Annotated in this window: 16 protein-coding genes and 2 tRNA genes; 12 read left to right on the forward strand and 6 right to left on the reverse strand. The window is 62.6% G+C overall.

Translation table 11 applies throughout. From position 1 onward, the window contains the following. Positions 1-40: 40 nt before the first annotated feature. The 4 genes from NPS58_RS22130 to NPS58_RS22145 form a co-directional block, all read right to left on the reverse strand. The gene (locus tag NPS58_RS22130; RefSeq protein ID WP_274117399.1) at positions 41-1,606 is read right to left on the reverse strand and encodes an ABC transporter permease; all 1,566 of its coding nucleotides are present in this window, start codon (positions 1,604-1,606) and stop codon (positions 41-43) included. After that, the gene (locus tag NPS58_RS22135) at positions 1,606-2,619 is read right to left on the reverse strand and encodes an extracellular solute-binding protein (protein ID WP_274117400.1); all 1,014 of its coding nucleotides are present in this window, start codon (positions 2,617-2,619) and stop codon (positions 1,606-1,608) included. Before NPS58_RS22135 ends, NPS58_RS22130 begins: the two co-directional genes overlap by 1 nt. A 233-nt stretch (positions 2,620-2,852) precedes the next feature. Beyond that, positions 2,853-2,939 (reverse strand) — tRNA-Leu (locus NPS58_RS22140). A gap of 87 nt (positions 2,940-3,026) precedes the next feature. Continuing rightward, a tRNA-Leu gene (locus tag NPS58_RS22145) sits at positions 3,027-3,113 on the reverse strand. A 267-nt stretch (positions 3,114-3,380) separates the two neighbouring features. On the opposite strand from NPS58_RS22145, the gene rnr reads away from it, so the two are divergent. From rnr to NPS58_RS22200, 11 genes are all read left to right on the forward strand, one after another. After that, on the forward strand, positions 3,381-5,972 hold the full coding sequence (rnr, locus tag NPS58_RS22150) for a ribonuclease R (RefSeq protein WP_274117401.1): 2,592 nt from the start codon (positions 3,381-3,383) through the stop codon (positions 5,970-5,972). Next, positions 5,969-6,721 carry a 23S rRNA (guanosine(2251)-2'-O)-methyltransferase RlmB gene (gene rlmB, locus NPS58_RS22155; RefSeq protein ID WP_274117402.1) on the forward strand — a complete coding sequence of 251 codons (753 nt, stop codon included), beginning with the start codon at positions 5,969-5,971 and terminating at the stop codon, positions 6,719-6,721. The genes rnr and rlmB overlap by 4 nt, the downstream gene beginning before the upstream one ends. 233 nt (positions 6,722-6,954) lie before the next feature. After that, on the forward strand, positions 6,955-7,380 hold the full coding sequence (gene rpsF / locus NPS58_RS22160; protein WP_028945687.1) for a 30S ribosomal protein S6: 426 nt from the start codon (positions 6,955-6,957) through the stop codon (positions 7,378-7,380). A 28-nt stretch (positions 7,381-7,408) separates the two neighbouring features. After that, positions 7,409-7,639, forward strand: coding sequence for a 30S ribosomal protein S18 (rpsR, locus tag NPS58_RS22165; RefSeq protein WP_009403887.1), 231 nt, complete (start codon positions 7,409-7,411; stop codon positions 7,637-7,639). Positions 7,640-7,675: 36 nt separating this feature from the next. After that, entirely contained in the window at positions 7,676-8,572 is an 897-nt protein-coding gene (locus tag NPS58_RS22170; RefSeq protein WP_274117403.1) for a hypothetical protein, read from the forward strand. 21 nt (positions 8,573-8,593) lie between these two features. Beyond that, positions 8,594-9,040, forward strand: coding sequence for a 50S ribosomal protein L9 (rplI, locus tag NPS58_RS22175; RefSeq protein WP_128321538.1), 447 nt, complete (start codon positions 8,594-8,596; stop codon positions 9,038-9,040). A gap of 110 nt (positions 9,041-9,150) precedes the next feature. After that, entirely contained in the window at positions 9,151-10,548 is a 1,398-nt protein-coding gene (gene dnaB, locus NPS58_RS22180) for a replicative DNA helicase (RefSeq protein WP_274117404.1), read from the forward strand. 292 nt (positions 10,549-10,840) lie between these two features. Then, positions 10,841-13,144 (forward strand): YgiQ family radical SAM protein, encoded by a 2,304-nt coding sequence (locus NPS58_RS22185; RefSeq protein WP_274117405.1) that lies wholly within the window; start codon positions 10,841-10,843, stop codon positions 13,142-13,144. A gap of 270 nt (positions 13,145-13,414) precedes the next feature. After that, positions 13,415-16,699 (forward strand): DUF2126 domain-containing protein, encoded by a 3,285-nt coding sequence (locus NPS58_RS22190; RefSeq protein WP_274117406.1) that lies wholly within the window; start codon positions 13,415-13,417, stop codon positions 16,697-16,699. Between the two features lie 39 nt (positions 16,700-16,738). After that, on the forward strand, positions 16,739-19,225 hold the full coding sequence (locus NPS58_RS22195; protein ID WP_274117407.1) for a circularly permuted type 2 ATP-grasp protein: 2,487 nt from the start codon (positions 16,739-16,741) through the stop codon (positions 19,223-19,225). Next, the gene (locus NPS58_RS22200) at positions 19,225-20,133 is read left to right on the forward strand and encodes a transglutaminase family protein (protein WP_274117408.1); all 909 of its coding nucleotides are present in this window, start codon (positions 19,225-19,227) and stop codon (positions 20,131-20,133) included. Before NPS58_RS22195 ends, NPS58_RS22200 begins: the two co-directional genes overlap by 1 nt. On the opposite strand, the gene NPS58_RS22205 is transcribed toward NPS58_RS22200, so the two are convergent. Then, positions 20,130-20,717, reverse strand: coding sequence for a TIGR00730 family Rossman fold protein (locus NPS58_RS22205; RefSeq protein ID WP_274117409.1), 588 nt, complete (start codon positions 20,715-20,717; stop codon positions 20,130-20,132). The genes NPS58_RS22200 and NPS58_RS22205 overlap by 4 nt on opposite strands. 376 nt (positions 20,718-21,093) lie before the next feature. Here NPS58_RS22205 and azu point away from each other — a divergent pair, with 376 nt between their 5' ends. Further along, positions 21,094-21,540, forward strand: a complete 447-nt coding sequence (azu, locus tag NPS58_RS22210) for an azurin (protein ID WP_274117410.1) — start codon at positions 21,094-21,096, stop codon at positions 21,538-21,540. Between the two features lie 63 nt (positions 21,541-21,603). Here the strand turns inward: azu and nadE are convergent, their stop codons facing one another. After that, positions 21,604-22,431, reverse strand: coding sequence for an ammonia-dependent NAD(+) synthetase (gene nadE, locus NPS58_RS22215; RefSeq protein WP_274117411.1), 828 nt, complete (start codon positions 22,429-22,431; stop codon positions 21,604-21,606). Positions 22,432-22,434 lie beyond the last annotated feature (3 nt).

Raw genomic sequence — 22,434 nt, forward strand, 5'->3', positions numbered from 1 at the left:
GCAGGGCGAGCCCGCTCCTGCGCGCGTTGCCTCTGCAGCCTCAGGCGCGGTTCAAATACATCCGCGTGGTCAGCAGGTACACCGGCAACCCCGACACCACAATCAACAGCGCCGCATAGGGCGCTGCGGCAGCGAATTCGACGTTGGCGGTGTGTGCCCAGACCTCGGTCGCCAGGGTGGTCATACCGGTCGGGCTGAGGAGCAGGGTCGCCGTCAGCTCCTTCATGGCATCGAGAAACACCAGGGCAAAGGCTGCCGCCAGGGCGGGGAAGATGATCGGCAGCGTCACCCGGCAAAATGCCTTGAACGGTGTCGCGCCCAGGGTACGAGCTGCTTCTTCGAGCTGCGGTGCGGCCTTGTTCAGCGCTGTGCGCACGGGGGCTTGAGCCAGCGGCAGAAACAGCAGGGCATACGCCAGCAGCAACAAACCGGTGGTCTGGTACAGCGCCGGCACGTAGTGCAGGGCGAAGTACACCAGTGTCAGGGCAATCACCAGGCCGGGCAGGGCGTGCAGCAGATACGGCAGGCGCTCGGCCCAGATCGCCAGTTGGCCCTTGTAGCGCACCACCAGAAAGCTCACCGGCAAGGCCAGCAACAGGCTTAGCCCCGCACCGCCCAGTGAAAGCGAAAGCGACGAGAACAGTGCGCGGCTGATGTCCGCTACCGGGAAGGCGGCCGACGACCCCACGCTCAGCCAGTAGCCAAGCATCCCCAGTGGAATACCGCTGCCCAGCAATGCGAGCGCCAGGCAGAACGCCTGGCCCAGGGGCATCCAGCCGCGCAGGCGAATTGGCGCTGCGCGCCGTGCCACGCCCTGGCCGATACGGATATGGCGGGCCTTGCCGCGCACGCGCAGTTCCAGCCAGAGCATCAACAGGCACATGAACAGCAGCACTGCCGACAGCATCGCCGCGTTGGCATTGCTGAACTCCAGTTCGAACTGTTGGTAGATCGCCGTGGTGAAGGTCTGCAGGCCCAGGATCGACAGGGCGCCGAACTCCACCAGCATGTGCAGCGCTATCAGCAGGCTGCCGCCGAGGATCGAGGGCCAGAGCAGCGGCAGGGTAATCCTGAAGAACACTCCCCAGCGGTTCTGCCCCAGTGTGCGTGCCGACTCCTCCAGGGAGGTATCGAGATTGCGCAGGGTGGCAGCCACCGGCAGGAACACCAGGGGGTACTTGGACAGGCTCATCACCAGGATCGCGCCGCCCAGGCCTTCGAAGCGCGGGCTCAGGGATACCCAGGTAAAGCCGCTGACAAATGCCGGTACGGCGAATGGCAGGCAAAGGATCACGCCCCACAGGCGCCGCCCGGGCAAATCACTGCGCTCCAGTAGCCACGCCAGGGCCAGGCCGAGCACGGCGCAGACCAGGGTGACGCCTACCATCAGCATCAGGGTATTGCGCATCAGGCCCCAGACGAAGGGGCGCCAGAGCAGGCGAAAGGCCTCATGCCAACCGGCTTGCCAGGCCTTGAGGCCGACATACGCCAACGGCAACAGGCTCAGGCCCACCAGCAGCAGCACGGGCAGCACCACCCAGATCGACGGGCGCTTGCGCCGCGGTACATAGCGGCTGATCAGCGGTTCAGGCAGGGCGGCACTCATCAGAGCAGGCCGACTTCGCGTTCAAGCTCCAGGGCTTCCTCGGCATTCCCCAGGTCAGCCGGGGTGATCTTCGGTGGACGCAGGTCCTCGAACGGCTTCAGGCCCTGGTCAGAGACCATTCCTTTGTGCAGCGGGTATTCGGCGGTGGTCTGGGTGATCACTCGCTGGCCTTCTTCGCTGGCCATCCAGGCGAGCAGGGCCTGGGCCTCTTTCGGGTGTTTGCTGGCCTTGACCGCCGCGGCGCTGGAAATGGTCACCAGGCCGCCGGCGTCACCATCGGCCAGGTAGTAGAGTTTCGAGTCGAGTTGGCCGCGCTCCTTTTTCAGGGCATACCAGTAATAGTTGTTCACCAGCACGGCAGCCACCTCACCGTTTTCCACGGCTTTGAGGGCAACCATGTTGTTGGTGTAGGTCTTGCCGAATGCCTTCAGGCCGGTCAGCCACTCCTCGGCAGCATCACGCCCGTGCAGCTTGAGAATGGCCACGGCCTGTTCCTGGAAGGCGCCGCTGGTGGGCACGAAGCCGACCTTGCCTTCCCACTCCGGATTGGCGAAGTCCATGACCGACGGCGGCAGGTCTTTCTCGTCAATGACCTTGGGGTTGAACGCCACCACTCGGGTGCGTGCGGTCACGCCCATCCAGGTGCCATTGGCGGCAACGTATTCCTTGGGCAGCACCTGCAAGGTGGAATCGTCGATCTTCGCCAGCAGGCCCAGTTCACCCAGGTTGTTCAGGGGGGGCGATTCTTCGGTGTAGATGACGTCGGCAGGCGAGCGGTCGCCCTCCTCGATGATCTGGCTGGCCAGCTGGTTGCTGCTACCCTTGCGGATATTGATGTGAATGCCGGTCTTGGCCTCGTAGGCCTTGGCGATGGCTTCGCCGATTTCCTTGTGCTGGCCGTTGTACAGGGTCAGTGACACCGGATCGGCTGCCAGGGCGGCGGGTGTGCCCAGCACCATGGCAAAAAAGGAGACGGCCAGGCCGCGCAACAGGGGGTTATTGCGGAACGTCATGCGGGTACTTCCTCGCTTGCGGCTACATATCTGGAAACAATGATAATCGATATCGCTTCTCAAATGCCCGGGTGAAGGGAAATTCATGAGCTGCCTATCTGTTTGTAGGCGCGAGTTGCGCAGAGGCTGTGCAGGTTGGAGGTTGTCGCGGGGTAGTTCGCTCCCACAGAGTGTGGGATACAAGAGGGGTGCAGAAACGAAAAAACCCGCTTTCGCGGGTTTGATCTGAAATATGGTGCCCAGAAGAAGACTCGAACTTCCACGACCGTAAGGTCACCAGCACCTGAAGCTGGCGTGTCTACCAATTTCACCATCTGGGCAAAATGAAGCGGTGTAGCTTGTAACGAAATCAGTGTAGCGTGTTGCAATAAATCTCAGAAGCGCGGGGCAGTTCTAAGATTTGAAATTGGTGCCCAGAAGAAGACTCGAACTTCCACGACCGTAAGGTCACCAGCACCTGAAGCTGGCGTGTCTACCAATTTCACCATCTGGGCATTTCGCTGAGGTCACATGATGCTTCACATCGCGTTGCATCTCAACTATAACGACGCTGTCCGTCGTTGTGGTGCGCACTATACGGATGCCTCTGAGAGCTGTAAAGCCCCGTTCAGAAAAAATCTTAAAAAATTCAAGTCGTTGTTCCTTATGATGGTTTTGGCGCTATCGAGGGGGCTCTGACAGGGCTGTCCAAGCCTGAAATTTCCGGTTTCAATACGCCTATGCCAAACTAACCCTTATATAGACAAGGTGAACCCCTCCTAATGGCCGATTGGCAGACCCTCGATCCCGAGGCCGCTCGTGAAGCGGAAAAATACGAAAACCCTATTCCTAGCCGTGAGCTGATCCTGCAGCGCCTGGACGAGCGTGGCTCGCCGGCTGCGCGCGAGCAGTTGGTCGAAGAGTTCGGCCTGACCACCGAAGACCAGATCGAAGCCCTGCGCCGCCGCCTGCGCGCGATGGAACGTGATGGCCAGCTGATCTATACCCGGCGCGGCACCTATGCCCCGGTAGACAAACTGGACCTGATCCTGGGCCGCATTTCCGGTCACCGCGATGGTTTCGGCTTCCTGATTCCCGACGATGGCAGCGATGACCTGTTCCTGAGCCCGGCCCAGATGCGCCTGGTGTTCGATGGCGACCGTGCGCTGGCTCGCGTATCGGGCCTGGACCGCCGCGGTCGACGCGAAGGCGTGATCGTGGAAGTCATTTCCCGTGCCCACGAAAGCATCGTTGGCCGCTATTTCGAAGAAGGCGGTATCGGCTTCGTTACCCCAGACAACCCCAAGGTCCAGCAGGAAGTGCTGGTGACTCCGGGGCGTAATGGCGGTGCCAAGATCGGTCAATTCGTCGAGGTGAAGATCACCCACTGGCCGACCCCGCGCTTCCAGCCCCAGGGCGATGTCACCGAAGTGATCGGTAACTACATGGCGCCGGGCATGGAAATCGACGTTGCTCTGCGCAGCTACGACATTCCTCATGTCTGGCCAGAGGCCGTGATCAAGGAAGCCCGCAAGCTCAAGCCGGAAGTCGAAGACAAAGATAAAGAACACCGCATCGACCTGCGTCACCTGCCGTTCGTGACTATCGACGGTGAAGATGCGCGCGACTTCGACGACGCGGTGTACTGCGAGAGCCTGGGCAAGTTGCGCCTGTTCTCCGGTGGCTGGCGCCTGTATGTGGCGATCGCCGACGTTTCCAGCTACGTGCGCCTTGGCTCTGCCCTGGATACCGAAGCCCAGGTCCGCGGCAACTCGGTGTACTTCCCCGAGCGCGTCGTACCGATGCTGCCTGAAGAGCTGTCCAACGGCCTGTGCTCGCTGAACCCGCACGTCGACCGCTTGGCGATGGTCTGTGAAATGACCATCAACAAGTCCGGGCAGATGGTCGACTACCAGTTCTACGAAGCAGTGATTCACTCCCACGCCCGCCTGACCTACAACAAGGTCAGCAGCATGCTCGAACACGCTCGTACCCGCGAAGGCAAGGCCCTGCGCGAGCAGTACAGCGACGTGGTGCCAGACCTCAAGCAGCTCTACGCCCTGTACAAGGTGTTGCTGGCCGCTCGTCACACTCGTGGCGCGATCGACTTCGAAACCCAGGAAACCCGAATCATCTTCGGTTCCGAGCGCAAGATCGCCGAAATCCGGCCGACCGTGCGTAACGACGCCCACAAGCTGATCGAAGAGTGCATGCTGGCGGCCAACGTGGCCACGGCCGAATTCCTCAAGAAGCACGAGATCCCGGCCTTGTACCGGGTTCACGATGGTCCGCCGCCCGAGCGCCTGGAAAAACTGCGCGCCTTCCTCGGCGAGCTGGGTCTGTCGCTGCACAAGGGCAAGGACGGTCCGTCGCCCAAGGACTACCAGGCCCTGTTGGCGAGCATCGCCGACCGTCCCGACTTCCACCTGATCCAGACCGTGATGCTGCGCTCGCTGAGCCAGGCGGTGTACAGCGCCGACAACAACGGCCACTTCGGCCTGAACTACGAGGCGTACACCCACTTCACCTCGCCGATCCGTCGCTACCCGGACCTGCTGACCCATCGGGCCATCCGCAGTGTGATCCGTTCGAAGCAGGAAACACCGCACGTCAAGCGTGCAGGTGCGATGAGCATTCCCAAGGCGCGCATCTATCCGTACGACGAAGCGACCCTGGAGCAGCTTGGCGAACAGTGCTCGATGAGCGAGCGTCGTGCCGACGAGGCCACTCGCGACGTGGTCAACTGGCTCAAGTGCGAGTACATGAAGGATCGCGTGGGCGAGAGCTTCCCGGGTGTGATCACCGCGGTGACCGGGTTTGGCCTGTTCGTCGAGCTGACCGACATCTACGTAGAAGGCATGGTGCACGTCAGCGCCTTGCCGGGTGACTACTACCACTTCGACCCTGTTCACCACCGTCTGGCCGGCGAGCGTACCGGTCGCAGCTTCCGCCTGGGCGACACGGTCGAAGTACGCGTGATGCGCGTCGACCTGGAGCAGCGCAAGATCGACTTCGAGATGGCCGAGAACACCCTGAAGGCGCCGATTGGTCGCAAGCAGCGTTCCGAGGGCGTGCGTCCGCAGGACGGCAAGCCGGTGCCGGTGCTCGACAAAGCCGAAACGACCAAGGCCGAGCCTGCGCGTCGAAGCAAGAAGAACGAAACCGCCGAAGCGTACTTCCCGTCCCACGCAGCGGCGAAAAACGCCGAAGTGCGCAAGAGCCGGGAAATGAAAAAGGCGCTGATGTCCGATGCCAAGCACTCCAGCGGCAAGTCTGCGTCCAAGGCGGGCAAGTCGTCGGAGAAACCGAGCAAGCATCGCAAGGGCCCGCCAAAAGCGAGTTCTGGATCACGTAAACCCAAGGCCAAGTCATGAGTCAGTTGGAAAAAATCTACGGCGTCCACGCCGTAGAAGCCCTGTTGCGTCATCACCCCAAGCGGGTCAAGCAGATCTGGTTGTCCGAAGGCCGTAGTGAGCCTCGGCTGCAGCCTCTGCTCGAGTTGGCCGCGCAGAATCGTGTGGCGGTCGGTCAGGCCGAGCGTCGCGAGATGGATGCCTGGGTCGAGGGTGTGCACCAGGGCGTCGTGGCTGAAGTCAGTCCGAGCCAGGTGTGGGGCGAAGCGATGCTCGAAGAGCTGCTCGATCGCACCGAGGGTGCGCCGCTGATCCTGGTGCTCGACGGCGTGACCGACCCGCACAACCTGGGCGCCTGCCTGCGTACCGCCGATGCTGCTGGTGCGCTGGCGGTTGTCGTGCCCAAGGACAAGTCGGCAACCTTGACGCCGGCGGTCCGCAAGGTTGCCTGCGGCGCTGCCGAGGTGATCCCGCTGGTGGCCGTGACCAACCTGGCGCGTACCCTGGAGAAGCTCCAGCAACGCGGCCTGTGGGTGGTCGGCACGGCTGGCGAGGCCGAGCAGGAGCTGTACCAGCAGGACCTGACCGGGCCGACCATCCTGATCATGGGCGCCGAAGGCAAGGGCATGCGTCGCCTGACCCGCGAGCACTGCGACTTCCTGGTCAAGCTGCCGATGGCGGGCAGCGTGAGCAGCCTGAACGTATCGGTGGCGACCGGCGTGTGCCTGTTCGAGGCGGTTCGTCAGCGTAACGCCAAGCACAAGGCTTGAGATCTATCGCGGGGCAAGCCCGCTCCCACATGGAGCGGGTTCGCCCCGCGACGCTTTGCAGCTGTTCAATTATTCGCCAATTCCCTTGCTTGTCCCCCGGCGCTTCACTACAATTGCGCCCCTTGCCATGTTGGCAGGCGCTCACGCGCCTTTTCCCAGGGCAAGACTTATAAGTGTCATTCACTCCTTGTCTGACCACTCTGGTGGCAGACTACAACCCGTAAGGAGCATTCATGCGTCATTACGAAATCATCTTTCTGGTCCACCCTGACCAGAGCGAGCAAGTCGGCGGCATGGTTGAGCGTTACACCAAGCTGATCGAAGAAGACGGCGGCAAGATCCACCGTCTGGAAGACTGGGGCCGTCGTCAACTGGCCTACGCAATCAACAATGTTCACAAGGCTCACTACGTGATGCTGAACGTTGAGTGCACCGGCAAGGCCCTGGCCGAGCTGGAAGACAACTTCCGCTACAACGATGCCGTGATCCGTAACCTGGTCATCCGTCGCGACGAAGCCGTAACTGGTCAGTCCGAGATGCTCAAGGCTGAAGAAAACCGCAGTGAGCGCCGTGAGCGTCGCGACCGTCCTGAGCATGCTGACAACGCCGAAGGCGATGACAGCAATGACAGCGACAACAGCGATAACGCTGACGAGTAATCCACGGACCTTTTGAGGAGCCTATTACATGGCACGTTTCTTCCGTCGTCGTAAATTCTGCCGCTTCACTGCTGAAGACGTGAAAGAGATCGATTACAAAGATCTCAACACCCTGAAAGCTTACGTATCCGAAACCGGCAAGATCGTTCCAAGCCGTATCACCGGTACCAAAGCTCGTTATCAGCGTCAGCTGGCTACCGCTATCAAGCGCGCCCGCTTCCTGGCCCTGCTGCCCTACACCGACAGCCACGGCCGCTGAGACCGGGTCGTCGACAAGTAGCAAAGGATAGATCGCATGCGCGCCTTGGCTGATTTCATCATGCGCGGTCGCGTGCAAGCCACCCTCGTGGTGGTGGGTTGTGCGGCAATGCCGCTGTTGTTCTGGTTGAGTGCCGCCGCCGGGAGCCTGGTGTTCCTGCGGCGTGGTTTCAAGGACGCCTCCGGGATCCTCGCCTGGGCATTATTGCCGGCGCTGGCCTGGTGGTTCTTCGGCGAGCCGCGCACCTTGATGGTGTTGCTGGGTACGTTGGGGCTGGCTGCGCTGTTGCGCGCCGGACAATCCTGGAACCGGGTGCTGTTGTTCAGCATCGCCATGGGCCTGGTGTATGGCGTGGTCCTGGGTTCGGTGTTCCGCGAACCGATCGAAGCTCTGGCTGGAGCGCTTGAAAAAGCCCTGCCGCAGATGCTCGACGGTCTCTACCAGCAGTTGTCGGTAGAGGAGCGGGCCCGCCTGGGCAGCCTGATTGCACCGGTGCTCAACGGCCTGATAGCGGCCTTGTTGCAAGCCGTCAGTTTGCTGGCCCTGATGTTGGGTCGTTACTGGCAGGCAGTGTTGTATAACCCGGGTGGTTTTGGTCGCGAGTTTCAAGCGGTCAGGCTTCCCCTGGTGCCGGCGCTGGTGCTGTTGGTGCTCATGCTGGTGGGGCCGAATTTCGGTCCTGAACTGGCGATGTTGACGCCACTGTGCAGCGTACCGCTGATGTTTGCAGGGCTTGCCCTCATGCATGGGTTGGTGGCGCAAGGACGACTGGGCAAGTTCTGGTTGGTCGGGATGTACGTGACACTGCTGCTGTTCATGCAGCTGACTTATCCGTTGCTCGTGGTTTTGGCCATTGTCGACAGCCTGATTGATTTTCGCGGTCGCAAGGCGCCTAACGGTGCCGATAACGACTCCGCGAACGGTGAAGGTTAAAAGTTAAGAGGTTATTACCAAATGGAACTGATCCTGCTGGAAAAAATCGCCAACCTGGGCAACCTGGGCGATAAGGTAAATGTTAAGGCTGGTTACGGCCGTAACTACCTGCTGCCATTCGGCAAGGCCACCGCTGCTACCGCCGCCAACCTGGCTGCGTTCGAAGAGCGTCGTGCCGAGCTGGAAAAACTGGCTGCAGAGAAAAAAGCTTCGGCTGAAACCCGCGCTGCCCAACTGGCCGAGCTGGAAGTGACTATCACTGCCACCGCTGGTGACGAAGGCAAGCTGTTCGGTTCGATCGGCACCCACGACATCGCTGACGCCCTGACCGCCTCCGGCGTTGAAGTGGCCAAGGCTGAAGTTCGTCTGCCGAACGGCACCATCCGTAACGTCGGCGAATACGACGTTGCCGTGCACCTGCACAGCGACGTTGAAGCCACCGTTCGCGTGGTTGTTGTCGCAGCCTAAGCTGTACCGATCGGCTGGCACCTTGGGTGTCAGCCGGTTAACATCGGGCACGATCCTGCTTTGCAGGTCGTGCCCTTTGTCTTTTTCAACACCCTGATTCCTGCGTGGCCATGAACGAGATAACCGCCCCCGAGCAATACGACCTGCAAACCGCTGCCCTGAAGGTGCCGCCGCATTCCATCGAGGCCGAACAGGCTGTGCTCGGTGGCTTGATGCTGGACAACAACGCCTGGGAGCGAGTGCTGGATCAAGTCTCCGATGGCGATTTCTACCGTCATGACCACCGCCTGATCTTCCGCGCGATCCACAAACTGGCCGACCAGAACGCCCCGTTCGACGTGGTGACCCTGCACGAACAGCTGGACAAGGAAGGCCTGAGCTCGCAAGTCGGCGGCCTGGGGTACCTGGGTGAGCTGGCCAAGAACACCCCGTCGGTAGCCAACATCAAGGCCTACGCCGGGATCATCCGCGAGCGGGCGACCCTGCGCCAGCTGATCAGCATCAGCAACGAGATCGCCGACAGCGCGTTCAACCCCCAGGGCCGCAACGCCGCAGAGATCCTCGACGAGGCCGAGCGGCAGATCTTCCAGATCGCCGAAGCGCGTCCCAAGACCGGTGGGCCGGTGGGCGTAAACGAGCTGCTGACCAAAGCCATCGACCGTATCGACACGCTGTTCAACACCGACAGCGCGATCACCGGCCTGTCTACTGGCTACACCGACCTCGACGAGAAGACCAGCGGCCTGCAACCGGCCGACCTGATCATCGTCGCTGGCCGTCCGTCGATGGGTAAGACGACCTTCGCCATGAACCTGGTGGAGAACGCCGTACTGCGCAGCGACAAGGCCGTGCTGGTGTACTCCCTGGAGATGCCAGGCGAATCGCTGATCATGCGTATGCTGTCGTCCCTGGGTCGTATCGACCAGACCAAGGTGCGTTCCGGCCAGTTGGAAGACGACGACTGGCCGCGCCTGACCTCGGCGGTCAACCTGCTCAACGACCGCAAGCTGTTCATCGACGATACCGCCGGCATCAGCCCGTCGGAAATGCGTGCCCGTACCCGTCGCCTGGTGCGTGAGCACGGCGACATCGCCCTGATCATGATCGACTACCTGCAGCTGATGCAGATCCCGGGTTCCAGCGGCGACAACCGTACCAACGAGATTTCCGAGATCTCCCGCTCCCTAAAGGCACTGGCCAAGGAATTCAACTGCCCGGTGGTGGCCCTGTCGCAGCTCAACCGCTCCCTCGAACAGCGTCCGAACAAGCGCCCGGTGAACTCCGACTTGCGTGAATCGGGTGCGATCGAGCAGGACGCCGACGTGATCATGTTCGTCTACCGAGACGAGGTCTATCACCCCGAGACCGAGCACAAAGGCATTGCCGAGATCATCATCGGCAAACAGCGGAACGGTCCGATCGGTTTTATCCGCCTGGCCTTCATCGGCAAATACACGCGTTTCGAGAACCTCGCGCCGGGCAGCTACAACTTCGACGACGACGAGTAAAGGTGTCGCCGGGCGGGGCGCGCTACCGCACCATGGAAGGCTTATCTCGCTGCGGCGTGGTTGAGTAAATAAATGGGTAGGGGGGTAACATCTTGTAACGAACTTCGGGGCGCTCGCGTCTCTTTTCTCGTCCCTTGGCACACCTTCATCGTCGGGGCGCAATCAACCAGGCAGTTTGTCCCTCAGCGCCAGTGCCGCAGCCAAAATCCGACCATTACCGTCGGATTGTGATCAAAATTTGTGCTATATTCCGCGCCCGCGATTTTTCATCGATTAGCCACCGGTCACTGACATGCAAGCAGCCAAACCACTTTTCGACTATCCCAAGTACTGGGCCGAATGCTTCGGGCCAGCACCGTTCCTGCCAATGAGCAGGGAGGAGATGGATCAGCTCGGCTGGGATTCCTGCGACATCATCATCGTGACCGGTGATGCCTACGTCGACCATCCGTCGTTCGGCATGGCGATCATCGGTCGTCTGCTCGAAGCCCAGGGCTTCCGGGTGGGCATCATTGCCCAGCCGAACTGGCAGTCCAAGGACGACTTCATGAAGCTGGGCGAGCCGAACCTGTTCTTCGGCGTCGCGGCTGGCAACATGGACTCGATGATCAACCGCTACACCGCCGACAAGAAGATCCGCTCGGACGACGCCTATACCCCGGGCGGTCTGGCCGGCAAGCGTCCCGACCGTGCCAGCCTGGTCTACAGCCAGCGCTGCAAGGAAGCCTACAAGCACGTGCCGATCGTGCTTGGCGGTATCGAGGCGTCCCTGCGCCGGATCGCGCACTACGACTACTGGCAGGACAAGGTCCGCCATTCGATCCTGATCGACGCCTGCGCCGATATCCTGCTGTACGGCAACGCCGAGCGGGCCATCGTCGAAGTGGCCCAGCGCCTGGCGTTTGGTGAAAAGATCGAGAACATCACCGATATCCGCGGCACGGCTTTCATTCGCCGCGATACGCCGCAAGGCTGGTACGAAGTCGATTCCACGCGTATCGACCGTCCGGGCAAGATCGACAAGATCATCAACCCGTACGTGAACACCCAGGACACCCAGGCTTGTGCCATCGAGCAGGAAAAGGGCCCGGTCGAAGACCCGAACGAAGCCAAGGTCGTGCAGATCCTGGCCAGCCCGCGCATGACCCGCGACAAGACGGTCATTCGCCTGCCATCGTTCGAAAAGGTCCGCGGCGATGCCGTGCTCTACGCTCACGCCAACCGTGTGCTGCACCTGGAGACCAACCCGGGTAACGCGCGGGCCCTGGTGCAAAAGCACGGAGAAGTGGACGTATGGTTCAACCCGCCGCCCATTCCGATGACCACCGAAGAAATGGACTACGTGTTCGGCATGCCCTATGCGCGCATTCCGCACCCGGCGTACGGCAAGGAGAAAATCCCGGCCTACGACATGATCCGTTTCTCGGTGAACATCATGCGTGGCTGCTTTGGCGGCTGCACCTTCTGCTCGATCACCGAGCACGAGGGGCGCATCATCCAGAACCGCTCCCACGATTCGATCATTCGCGAGATCGAAGAGATTCGCGACAAGGTGCCAGGTTTTACCGGTGTCATCTCTGACCTCGGCGGCCCGACCGCGAACATGTACCGCATTGCCTGCAAGAGCCCCGAGATCGAATCGGCGTGCCGCAAGCCGTCGTGCGTATTCCCCGGTATCTGTCCGAACCTGAACACCGACCACTCGTCGCTGATCAAGCTGTACCGCAGTGCCCGCGCGCTGCCGGGCGTGAAGAAGATCCTCATCGCCTCGGGCCTGCGCTACGATCTGGCGGTAGAGTCGCCGGAGTATGTCAAGGAGCTGGTGACCCACCACGTGGGCGGCTATCTGAAAATCGCGCCGGAGCACACCGAGGAAGGCCCGCTCAACCAGATGATGAAGCCGGGCATCGGTAGCTACGACCGCTTCAAGCGCATGTTCGAGAAGTACTCGAAAGAGGCGGGCAAGGAGCAGTACCTGATCCCGTACTTCATCGCCGCGCACCCCGGGACCACCGACGAAGACATGATGAACCTGGCGCTGTGGCTCAAGGGCAACGGCTTCCGTGCCGACCAGGTACAGGCCTTCTATCCCTCGCCGATGGCGTCGGCCACGGCCATGTACCACTCGGGCAAGAACCCGCTGCGCAAGGTCACCTACAAGAGCGACCCGGTGACCATCGTCAAGAGCGAGCAGCAGCGTCGCCTGCACAAGGCCTTCCTGCGCTACCATGATCCGAAGGGCTGGCCGATGCTGCGCGAAGCCCTGGAGCGCATGGGCCGTGCCGACCTGATCGGCCCAGGCAAGCACCAGTTGATCCCGTTGCATCAGCCGGCCACCGACACCTACCAGAGCGCCCGACGCAAGAACTCGACTCCGGCAGGCAGCCACAAGGTGGGCAAGGAGCAGAAGATCCTCACCCAGCACTCCGGCTTGCCACCTCGCGCCAGCGACGGTTCCAAACCGTGGGACAAGCGCGAGGAGGCCAAGGCCGCGGCGTTCGCCCGCAACCAGGAAGCGGCCAAGGCGCGCAAGGATGCCGCCAAGGGCGGCAAGGGCAAGAAAAAGCCCGCCCGCCAGCCGGTCATACCGCGCTAATCAAAACGCCAGCCTTCGGGCTGGCGTTTTCATTTCTGCCGGGAGGGGCGGGCGTGCCCCGCGTGGCGATACGGCCAGGCACACCGCTATCGCGGGGCAAGCCCGATCCTACTGGCAAAGCCTCAAATCTGTGCAAGGCTTGCACGGCAGCTTCATCGCGGTGCGCTCTGGGTGCATTTGCATGAGCTGAACACAGGGAGTCGCTGGCCTGGCCGCATGGCACAAGTCTTGCGCGGTTCCGCTACCGTCCAGGCTCGCAGGAGGCCCGCCGTGTCGATCCATGTCGCGTTGCACCATGTCACCGAATACCGTTATGACCGTGCCATCGAACTGGGTCCGCAAATTGTGCGCCTGCGTCCGGCTGCCCATAGCCGTACGCGGATTCTCTCCTATGCCTTGAAGGTGCAACCGGCCGGGCATTTCATCAACTGGCAGCAGGATCCCCAGGGCAATTACCTGGCGCGCCTGGTGTTCCCGGAAAAAACCGACAACCTGCGGGTGGAGGTGGACCTGGTCGCCGAAATGGCGGTGTTCAACCCCTTCGACTTTTTCCTTGAGCCCTACGCCGAACAGATTCCCTTCAACTATGGCCGCGATGAGCGTCATGAACTGATGCCCTACCTCGAGCAACTGCCCCTGACGCCGTTGTTTGCCAGCTACCTGGCCGGCATCGAGCGCACGCCGCAGGCCAGTGTGGATTTCCTGGTCGCCCTGAACCAGCGCCTGAGCCAGGACATCCGCTATCTGATCCGCCTGGAGTCCGGAGTGCAAACGCCGGAGCAAACACTGCAGGGCCGCTCGGGCTCCTGCCGGGACTCGGCCTGGCTGCTGGTGCAGATTCTGCGTCACCTGGGATTGGCGGCCCGGTTTGTCTCCGGCTACCTGATTCAACTCAAGGCAGACGTCAAGGCGCTGGACGGGCCGTCAGGCAGCGAAGAGGACTTCACCGACCTGCACGCCTGGTGCGAGGTCTACCTGCCCGGCGCCGGCTGGATCGGGCTGGATGCCACCTCGGGGCTGTTTGCCGGCGAAGGGCATATCCCGTTGGCCTGCAGCCCCGATCCAACGTCAGCGGCGCCGATCAGCGGCCTGGTCGAGCCGTGCGAGTGCGACTTCTCCCATGAGATGAGCGTGGAGCGGCTGTGGGAGTCGCCACGGGTGACGCTGCCCTACAGCGATGAGCAGTGGCAGGCAATCGTTGCCCTGGGGCGTCAGGTCGACAGGGAACTCAATGCGGCCGATGTTCGCCTGACCATGGGCGGTGAGCCCACCTTCGTGGCCATCGATGATCCCGATGGTGCCGAGTGGAACACCGCGGCCCTCGGCCCGAACAAGCGGCGCCGGGCTACCGAGCTGTTCCAGCGCCTGTACAAGCACTATGCGCCCAAGGGGCTGGTGCATTTCGGCCAGGGCAAGTGGTACCCGGGCGAGCAGTTGCCGCGCTGGTCGCTGAACTGCTTCTGGCGTCGCGATGGCGAGCCGGTGTGGAACAACCCGGCGCTGATTGCCGACGAGACGCAGGATCATGGCGCCGACAGCCACCTGGCCGGGCGTTTTCTGGCCAGTATTGCCGAGCGGCTCAAGGTGCCGACCCGGTATGTATTTCCTGCCTGCGAAGACGCCCTGTACTACCTGTGGCGAGAAGGTGGGCTGCCCTCCAATGTACGTGTCGACGACGCGCGCCTGGGCGATGAAATGGAGCGCGCACGCTTGCGCAAGGTGTTCGAGCAGGGGCTGGACCAGGTCGTCGGTCAGGTACTGCCGCTGGCACGTAGCGCCGATGAGCAGCGCTGGCAGAGCGGGCGCTGGTTCCTGCGTGACCAGCATTGCCGGCTGGTGCCGGGCGACTCACCGCTGGGGTACCGCCTGCCGCTGGCGGCGCAGCCCTGGGTGAGCGCGGCAGAATATCCGTACGTACACCCCACCGACCCCAACCAGCCGCTGGCCGACCTGCCTGATCGCGATTCGCTGGCCAGCGCCAGTGCGGGCCATGCGTTGGATGAACAAGAGCAGTCGGCCCCCAAGGTCGACGAATCGGCCGACTGGCTGACCCGCACGGCCTTGTGTGCCGAGCCCCGGGAGGGCCGGCTCTACCTGTTCATGCCACCGCTGTCGCGGCTGGAGGATTACCTGGAGCTGGTTGCAGTCATCGAGGCAACCGCCGAGGAACTGCATTGCCCGGTCTTGCTCGAGGGGTATGAGCCACCTGCCGATCCGCGGCTGGTCAACTTCAAGGTGACTCCCGACCCGGGCGTCATCGAAGTCAATGTGCAGCCTGCGGCCGGCTGGGACGAGTTGGTCGAGCGCACCGAGTTTCTCTACGAGCAGGCACGCCAGACGCGATTGATCAGCGAAAAGTTCATGGTCGACGGGCGCCACACCGGCACCGGCGGTGGCAACCACTTTGTGCTCGGTGGCGCCACGCCTGCCGACTCGCCGTTCTTGCGCCGGCCTGACCTTTTGCGCAGCCTGATCAGCTACTGGCACAACCACCCGTCACTGTCGTACCTGTTCTCTGGCCTGTTCATTGGCCCGACCTCCCAGGCGCCCCGTGTCGATGAGGCGCGCAACGATTCACTCTATGAGCTGGAAATCGCCTTCTCGCAGATGCCGGCGCCGGGCGAGGAGTGCGCGCCGTGGCGGGTGGACCGACTGCTGCGCAACCTGTTGATCGACGTGACCGGCAATACCCATCGCGCCGAATTCTGCATCGACAAACTCTACTCGCCCGACGGCCCCGCCGGGCGCCTCGGGCTACTGGAACTGCGTGCCTTTGAAATGCCGCCCCATGCGCGCATGAGCCTGGTCCAGCAACTGTTGTTGCGCGCGCTGGTGGCGCGCTTCTGGCGCGAGCCCTATGCGCCACGACGCCTGACACGCTGGGGCACCGAACTGCACGACCGCTTCATGCTCGCGCATTTCATCGAGCAGGACTTTGCCGACGTGCTTGTCGAGCTCAATGCCGCGGGCTTTGCACTGCGCTCCGAATGGTTTGCCGCGCACCTGGAGTTTCGCTTTCCCAAGGTGGGCGACTATGCCGTCAATGGCATCGAGCTGGAGCTGCGCCAGGCCCTGGAGCCCTGGCATGTACTGGGCGAGGAGGGCAGTGGCGCAGGCAGCGTGCGCTATGTGGACTCGTCGCTGGAGCGCTTGCAGGTCAAGGTCAGTGGCATGAGTGCCGATCGCTACCGGCTGACCTGCAACGGTGTCGCCGTGCCGCTGCAGCCCACCGGGCGGATTGGCGAGTATGTGGCGGCGGTGCGCTATCGCGCCTGGCAACCGGCCAACTGCCTGCAGCCGACCATCCCGGTACATGCGCCACTGGTGTTCGACCTGCTCGATACCTGGATGGGGCGATCACTGGGGGGCTGCCAGTACCATGTGGCGCACCCTGGCGGGCGCAACTACGACAGCTTTCCGGTCAATGCCAACGAAGCCCAGAGCCGGCGCCAGGCGCGGTTCTTCCGCCTGGGCCACAGCCCGGGCGCGTTGCCGGTGCCTGATGTACGAATCGATCCCGAGCTGCCCTTTACCCTGGATCTGCGCCGCTACTGAGCGCTACTCTGAAATCACCCGTGGTCCTCGAGCACTGCCATGCCTGATCTGTTTGATGCCTACCCGCTGAGTGCGGGGGCTTACCACGAAATGCTCGAGGCCCACGGCACGGTGCGCGGGCATTGGCAGCCGCTGTGCGACTACCTGCAACGCAGCGGGCCGGATCAGTTAGCGCAACGTCAGGCATCCCTGACCCGGCAACTGCAGGAAAACGGTGTCACGCACAACATTTATGCCGACCCCAAGGGGGCTGATCGCCCGTGGGAGCTGGACCTGCTGCCCAACCTGCTGCCGGCAGACGAGTGGCAGCAACTGGCGGAGGGCGTTGCCCAGCGTGCGCGCTTGCTCAATGCCGTGCTGGCGGACATCTACGGCCCGCAGCAGCTGATACGCGATGGCTTGCTGCCGGCCGAGCTGGTGTATGGGCACAACAATTTTCTCTGGCCCTGCCAAGGCATCCGTCCACCCGACGGGACCTTCCTGCATGTGTATGCCGTGGACCTGGCGCGGGCGCCGGATGGCCGCTGGTGGGTTACCGCCGACCGCACCCAGGCGCCCTCCGGCGCCGGCTACGCCCTGGAAAACCGCATCATCGTCTCCCGCGCCTTGCCCGAGCTGTACCGCGATTTGAAGGTGCAGCACCTGGCCGGCTTTTTCCGTACCTTGCAGCAAACCCTTATCCGCCTTGCGCCCAGCGACAACGAGGCGCCCCTGGTGGTCTTGCTGACGCCGGGACGCTTCAACGAGAGCTACTTCGAACACTTGTACCTGGCACGCCAGCTGGGCTATCCACTGGTGGAAGGAAGCGACCTGACCGTGCGCGATGCCACGGTGTACCTCAAGACCCTCAGTGGCCTGCGCCGGGTGCACGCGATCATGCGTCGCCTGGACGACGACTTCTGCGATCCACTGGAGCTGCGCACCGATTCGGCCCTGGGGGTGCCGGGATTGCTCGACGCGGTGCGTCAGGGACGGGTGCTGGTGGCCAATGCGCTGGGGAGCGGGGTGCTGGAATCGCCTGGGCTGCTGGGCTTTTTACCTGCGATCAACCGGCACCTGTTTGGCGAGGAACTGGGCCTGCCGTCGATTGCCACCTGGTGGTGTGGCGAACCACCGGTCATGGCCCGAGCGCTGGAGCAACTGCCGCAGTTGCTGGTCAAGCCGGCGTTCCCCTCCCAGAGTTTCAGCCCGGTGTTCGGCCGGGACCTGGATGCCGCCCAGCGTCAGGCCCTGGCGGCGCGGATTCAGGCCCGGCCTTACGCGTATGTCGCCCAGGCGCTGGCGCAGTTGTCCCAGGCACCGGTGTGGCAGCTTGAGCACGGCCAGCTGCAATCAAGGGCCGTGGGCATGCGGGTATATGCCGTCGCGTCGCAAGACGGCTACCGGATACTGCCCGGCGGCCTGACCCGGGTCGCAGCGCAAGCCGACGCCGAGGTGGTGTCGATGCAGCGCGGGGGCGCCAGTAAAGACACCTGGGTATTGGGCGAAGTCGCGCCCCTTGGCGATCAATGGCGGGCCAGCCGTACGCTGGGCGTGGCCGACCTGATCCGTCAGGACCCGTACCTGCCCTCGCGGGTGGTGGAGAACCTGTTCTGGTTCGGTCGCTACTGCGAGCGTTGCGATGCCAGTGCACGGCTGCTGCGGATTATCCTCACCCGCTACCTGGACGGCGACGACCCGCTGGCCCTGCAAGCGGCAGTGACGCTGGCCGCTGAGCTTTCACTGTTGCCGGAAGAAGGCACCTTGCCCGAGCGTTTGCGTGCGGCCCTGGCCGATGACGACTGGGCCTTCAGCCTGCGTGCCAACCTGCAGCGTTTGCAGTGGGCGGCCTCCCAGGTGCGCGGCAAGCTCTCGCGGGAAAACTGGCAGGCGCTGGTCGAGCTGCAGCGCGAGGGGCGAAGCCTTGACGATGAAACCGCGGATTTTGGCGAGCGAGTGGATTTTCTCAACCGCCTGGTCATGTCCCTGGCAGCGCTCTCGGGCTTTGCCCTGGACGACATGACCCGTGACGAGGGTTGGCGCTTCTTGATGATCGGCCGGCGGATCGAGCGCTTGCAGTCGTTGTGCAGCAGCCTGGCGGCCTTTCTGCGTGGCCCGGCAGTGTTCGATCAGGCCGGGCTGGAGTGGTTGCTGGAGCTGGGCAACAGCAGCATCACCTACCGTTCGCGATACCTGGCCGTGGCGCAGTTGATTCCCGTGCTGGACCTGCTGCTGCTCGATGAGCAGAACCCCCATGCAGTATTGTTTCAACTCAAGTTGCTGGTGCGTGCCTATGAGCGCCTGTGCGACGAGTTCGGCAGCGTCCGCGACCCTGGCCTTGCCCTGCTGGCAGCACAGCTCAAGCATTTTGATTTGCGCAGCCTGGAGGGCTCACTGTTCGGCAGCACCAGTGTGCATGCAGTGCTCACTGGGCTTGCCGACCTGCTGCAGGCGATCGCCCAGGCCAGTGCCGAGATGTCCGAGCGACTGGCCTTGCGTCATTTCGCCCATGTCGATGATGTCAGCCAGCAAACGGTATCGGTCTGATGAGCGCGCATTACCAGGTTATCCACGACACCCATTATCTCTACGACAGCCCGGTGTCCCTGGCCCAGCAGCTGGCGCATTTGTGGCCGCGTCCCTGCGCCTGGCAGCGTTGCAGCGCGCAGGTGCTGCAGGTCAGTCCCGAGCCCTCCCAGCGCCGTGATGAATGGGATGTGTTCGGCAACCCGCTCACTCGCCTGGCCTTCGAGCGTCAGCATGAGCAACTGCGGGTGGTGGCGCGCTTGCAGGTTGCAGTGATGGCTCGTGCCGAAGCGGATTTCAACGCTTCGCCGGGCTGGGAGCAGGTGCGCGATGCCTTGTCGTATGCCAGCCAGCCACTTTCGGCCGACTGCCTGGAGGCCTGCCGCTATCGGTTCGAGTCGCCGTATGTGCGCTTGAAACAACGCTTCGTGGCGTTCAGTGAGTCGTGCTTTGCGCCGGGTCAGCCGCTGTTGCTGGGTGCGCAGCGGCTGATGGAGAAAATCTTCACCGAGTTTACCTTCGATGCCGAGGCTACCCAGGTTGCCACGCCCTTGGTGGAGGTGCTGGAACGCCGCCGGGGCGTCTGCCAGGACTTTGCCCACCTGATGCTTGCCTGCTTGCGTTCGCGGGGGCTGGCGGCCCGCTACGTCAGTGGTTACCTGCTGACCCGGCCGCCGCCCGGGCAGCCGCGCCTGGTCGGTGCGGATGCTTCCCATGCCTGGGTCTCGGTGTTCTGTCCGTGGCAAGGCTGGGTCGACTTCGACCCCACCAACAACCTGCGTCCCGCGCTGGAGCACATCACCCTGGCCTGGGGCCGGGACTTTTCCGATGTGTCGCCATTGCGCGGGGTAATTCTGGGAGGGGGGAGCCATGACCCGGAGGTCCAGGTCACGGTCATGCCGCTGGATTCAAGCCCGTTCCCACCTTAGCCGGGGTTTTTATCCACCCACTTGGGTAGCACGGGCGCTTCGAAATCTTCCATGGCGTCCAGCAGGTCGTCAGGGGTTACGGCCAGCTGGAGCATGGCGCGGTGCTGCGGGCGCACGAAGCCTTCTTCCACCACATGGTCGAGAAAGCTGCCCAGCTTGGTGTAGAAGCCGTTGACGTCCAGCAGGCCGAGGGGCTTGGCGTGGTAGCCCAGTTGGCCCCAGGTCCAGACTTCGAACAGTTCTTCCAGCGTACCCAGGCCACCCGGCAGGGCGACGAAGGCATCGCTCAGTTCTGCCATGCGCGCCTTGCGCGCATGCATGCCATCGACCACTTCCAGGCGAGTCAGGCCGGTATGGCCGATCTCGGCGTTCTTGAGCGCCTCGGGGATGATCCCGATGACTTCACCGCCAGCTGCCATGGCAGCGTCGGCCACGATACCCATCAGGCCGACCGCACCGCCGCCATACACCAGCCGCAGGCCGCGCCGGGCAATGGCCTGGCCAAGGGCGATGGCCGCCTCCCGGTAGGCCGGGTTGACGCCAGTGCTGGCGCCACAGAACACACAAACGGAACGTATAGGCATCTTTCATCTCCGGTTACAAACGCACACAGAGTAAGGGTGAAGCCGGTAGCTTCCAAGTCGGCAATGTGGCATCAATAGTGGCCGTTTGAGCTCACTCGGGTCGTGCGAATTCGCATGAAGCACCGCTGGCGCCGCAGGCATAGGCGGCCAGTAGACTGTGCATAAGACTATTGAGGGACATGATGATTACGCCTAAATGAGAGGTTGTCTCATCGTCGCGCAAAGGTGCATGATGGGCACTTAGATTTCGTGTATACAATCCATAGAACAAATTCACTGCCTGGCTAACGGCCAGCGCTTGACCCACATCATGGGCCCGCCTTGCGGTTTCAGGCAGTCTTCAAACTGATAAAAACCCCTGCCATGGAGATTCACGATGTTTGCCAAAGTTGTTGCAGTATCCTTGCTGACCCTCGCCAGCACTCAGGTATTCGCCGCTGAGTGCAAGGTCACGGTCGACTCTACCGACCAGATGTCCTTCAACACCAAGGCCATCGAAATCGACAAGAGCTGCAAAACCTTTACCGTTGAACTGACCCACTCCGGTGCCTTGCCGAAGAACGTCATGGGCCACAACCTGGTGATCAGCAAAGAAGCTGACATGCAGGCGATCGCCACCGACGGCCTGAGCGCCGGCATCGACAAGAACTACCTGAAGGATGGCGACGAGCGCGTTATCGCCCACACCAAGGTGATCGGCGCCAAGGAAACCGACTCGGTAACCTTCGATGTCTCCAAGCTGAAGGCTGACGAGAAGTACGGCTTCTTCTGCTCGTTCCCAGGCCACATCTCGATGATGAAAGGCACTGTTACGCTGAAGTAATCCGGGTGATCCGTCGCGGGGCAAGCCCGCTCCTGCAGGAGCGGGCTTGCCCCGCGATGCGTTTTACGGCGCGAAAGGCATCTCGCGCTTGTGCTGGGTCTTCTGATACGTCCCCTTGATGATCTCGAACGCCTCCTCGCTCACCGGCTCGCCGTGCAGGAAGGCATCGATCTGCGCGTAGGTCACGCCATGGGACGCTTCGTCCGGCTTGCCTGGGGCCAGATCTTCCAGGTCCGCAGTCGGCACTTTCTCCACCAATGACTCAGGCGCGCCAAAGCTGCGTGCGATCGCTCGTACCTGGTTTTTCACCAGCCCGCTCAAGGGCGCCAGGTCGCAGGACCCATCACCGAACTTGGTAAAGAAGCCCATCACCGCTTCGGCGGCGTGGTCGGTACCGATCACCAGGCCCTGGCGGGCGCCAGCGATGGTGTACTGGGCGACCATGCGCATGCGTGCCTTGGTGTTGCCCACCACGAAGTCGACCATCGCCGGCGCGCCGTTCTCCAGTGCCTTGACCTCGGCCGCCAGGGCGCGCACGGCCGGGGCGATGTCCACGGTATGGACCTCATCGGCCTTGATTACATCCAGGCAGGCCTGGGCATCATGCTCGTCATGCTGGACCTGGTAGGGCAGGCGCACGGCGATGAAGCGGTAGTCCGGGTTGCCGGTTTCGCTGCGCAGCTCGTTGATCGCCCGCTGCGCCATCAGCGCTGCGGTCAGCGAGTCGACGCCACCACTGATGCCGAGCACCAGGGTCTTGAGCCGGGCGTTGTTCAGGCACTGCTTGATGAACGCCACACGACGGGCCACGTCGGCATCGAGCGCGGCGCGGTCGGCGAAGGGCGGCTGGACCTTGAGCGCTTGCGCAATCTCTCGCTGGACGGCTTGCATGAA

It is taken from the genome of Pseudomonas putida (assembly GCF_028682455.1).
GTDB lineage: Bacteria > Pseudomonadota > Gammaproteobacteria > Pseudomonadales > Pseudomonadaceae > Aquipseudomonas > Aquipseudomonas putida_AA.

Coding starts and splice junctions, on each gene's coding strand:
- NPS58_RS22130 (WP_274117399.1), bottom strand. CDS start 1,606: ATGAGTGCCGCCCTGCCTGAACCGCTGATCAGCCGCTATGTACCGCGG.
- NPS58_RS22135 (WP_274117400.1), bottom strand. CDS start 2,619: ATGACGTTCCGCAATAACCCCCTGTTGCGCGGCCTGGCCGTCTCCTTT.
- rnr (WP_274117401.1), top strand. CDS start 3,381: ATGGCCGATTGGCAGACCCTCGATCCCGAGGCCGCTCGTGAAGCGGAA.
- rlmB (WP_274117402.1), top strand. CDS start 5,969: ATGAGTCAGTTGGAAAAAATCTACGGCGTCCACGCCGTAGAAGCCCTG.
- rpsF (WP_028945687.1), top strand. CDS start 6,955: ATGCGTCATTACGAAATCATCTTTCTGGTCCACCCTGACCAGAGCGAG.
- rpsR (WP_009403887.1), top strand. CDS start 7,409: ATGGCACGTTTCTTCCGTCGTCGTAAATTCTGCCGCTTCACTGCTGAA.
- NPS58_RS22170 (WP_274117403.1), top strand. CDS start 7,676: ATGCGCGCCTTGGCTGATTTCATCATGCGCGGTCGCGTGCAAGCCACC.
- rplI (WP_128321538.1), top strand. CDS start 8,594: ATGGAACTGATCCTGCTGGAAAAAATCGCCAACCTGGGCAACCTGGGC.
- dnaB (WP_274117404.1), top strand. CDS start 9,151: ATGAACGAGATAACCGCCCCCGAGCAATACGACCTGCAAACCGCTGCC.
- NPS58_RS22185 (WP_274117405.1), top strand. CDS start 10,841: ATGCAAGCAGCCAAACCACTTTTCGACTATCCCAAGTACTGGGCCGAA.
- NPS58_RS22195 (WP_274117407.1), top strand. CDS start 16,739: ATGCCTGATCTGTTTGATGCCTACCCGCTGAGTGCGGGGGCTTACCAC.
- NPS58_RS22200 (WP_274117408.1), top strand. CDS start 19,225: ATGAGCGCGCATTACCAGGTTATCCACGACACCCATTATCTCTACGAC.
- NPS58_RS22205 (WP_274117409.1), bottom strand. CDS start 20,717: ATGCCTATACGTTCCGTTTGTGTGTTCTGTGGCGCCAGCACTGGCGTC.
- azu (WP_274117410.1), top strand. CDS start 21,094: ATGTTTGCCAAAGTTGTTGCAGTATCCTTGCTGACCCTCGCCAGCACT.
- nadE (WP_274117411.1), bottom strand. CDS start 22,431: ATGCAAGCCGTCCAGCGAGAGATTGCGCAAGCGCTCAAGGTCCAGCCG.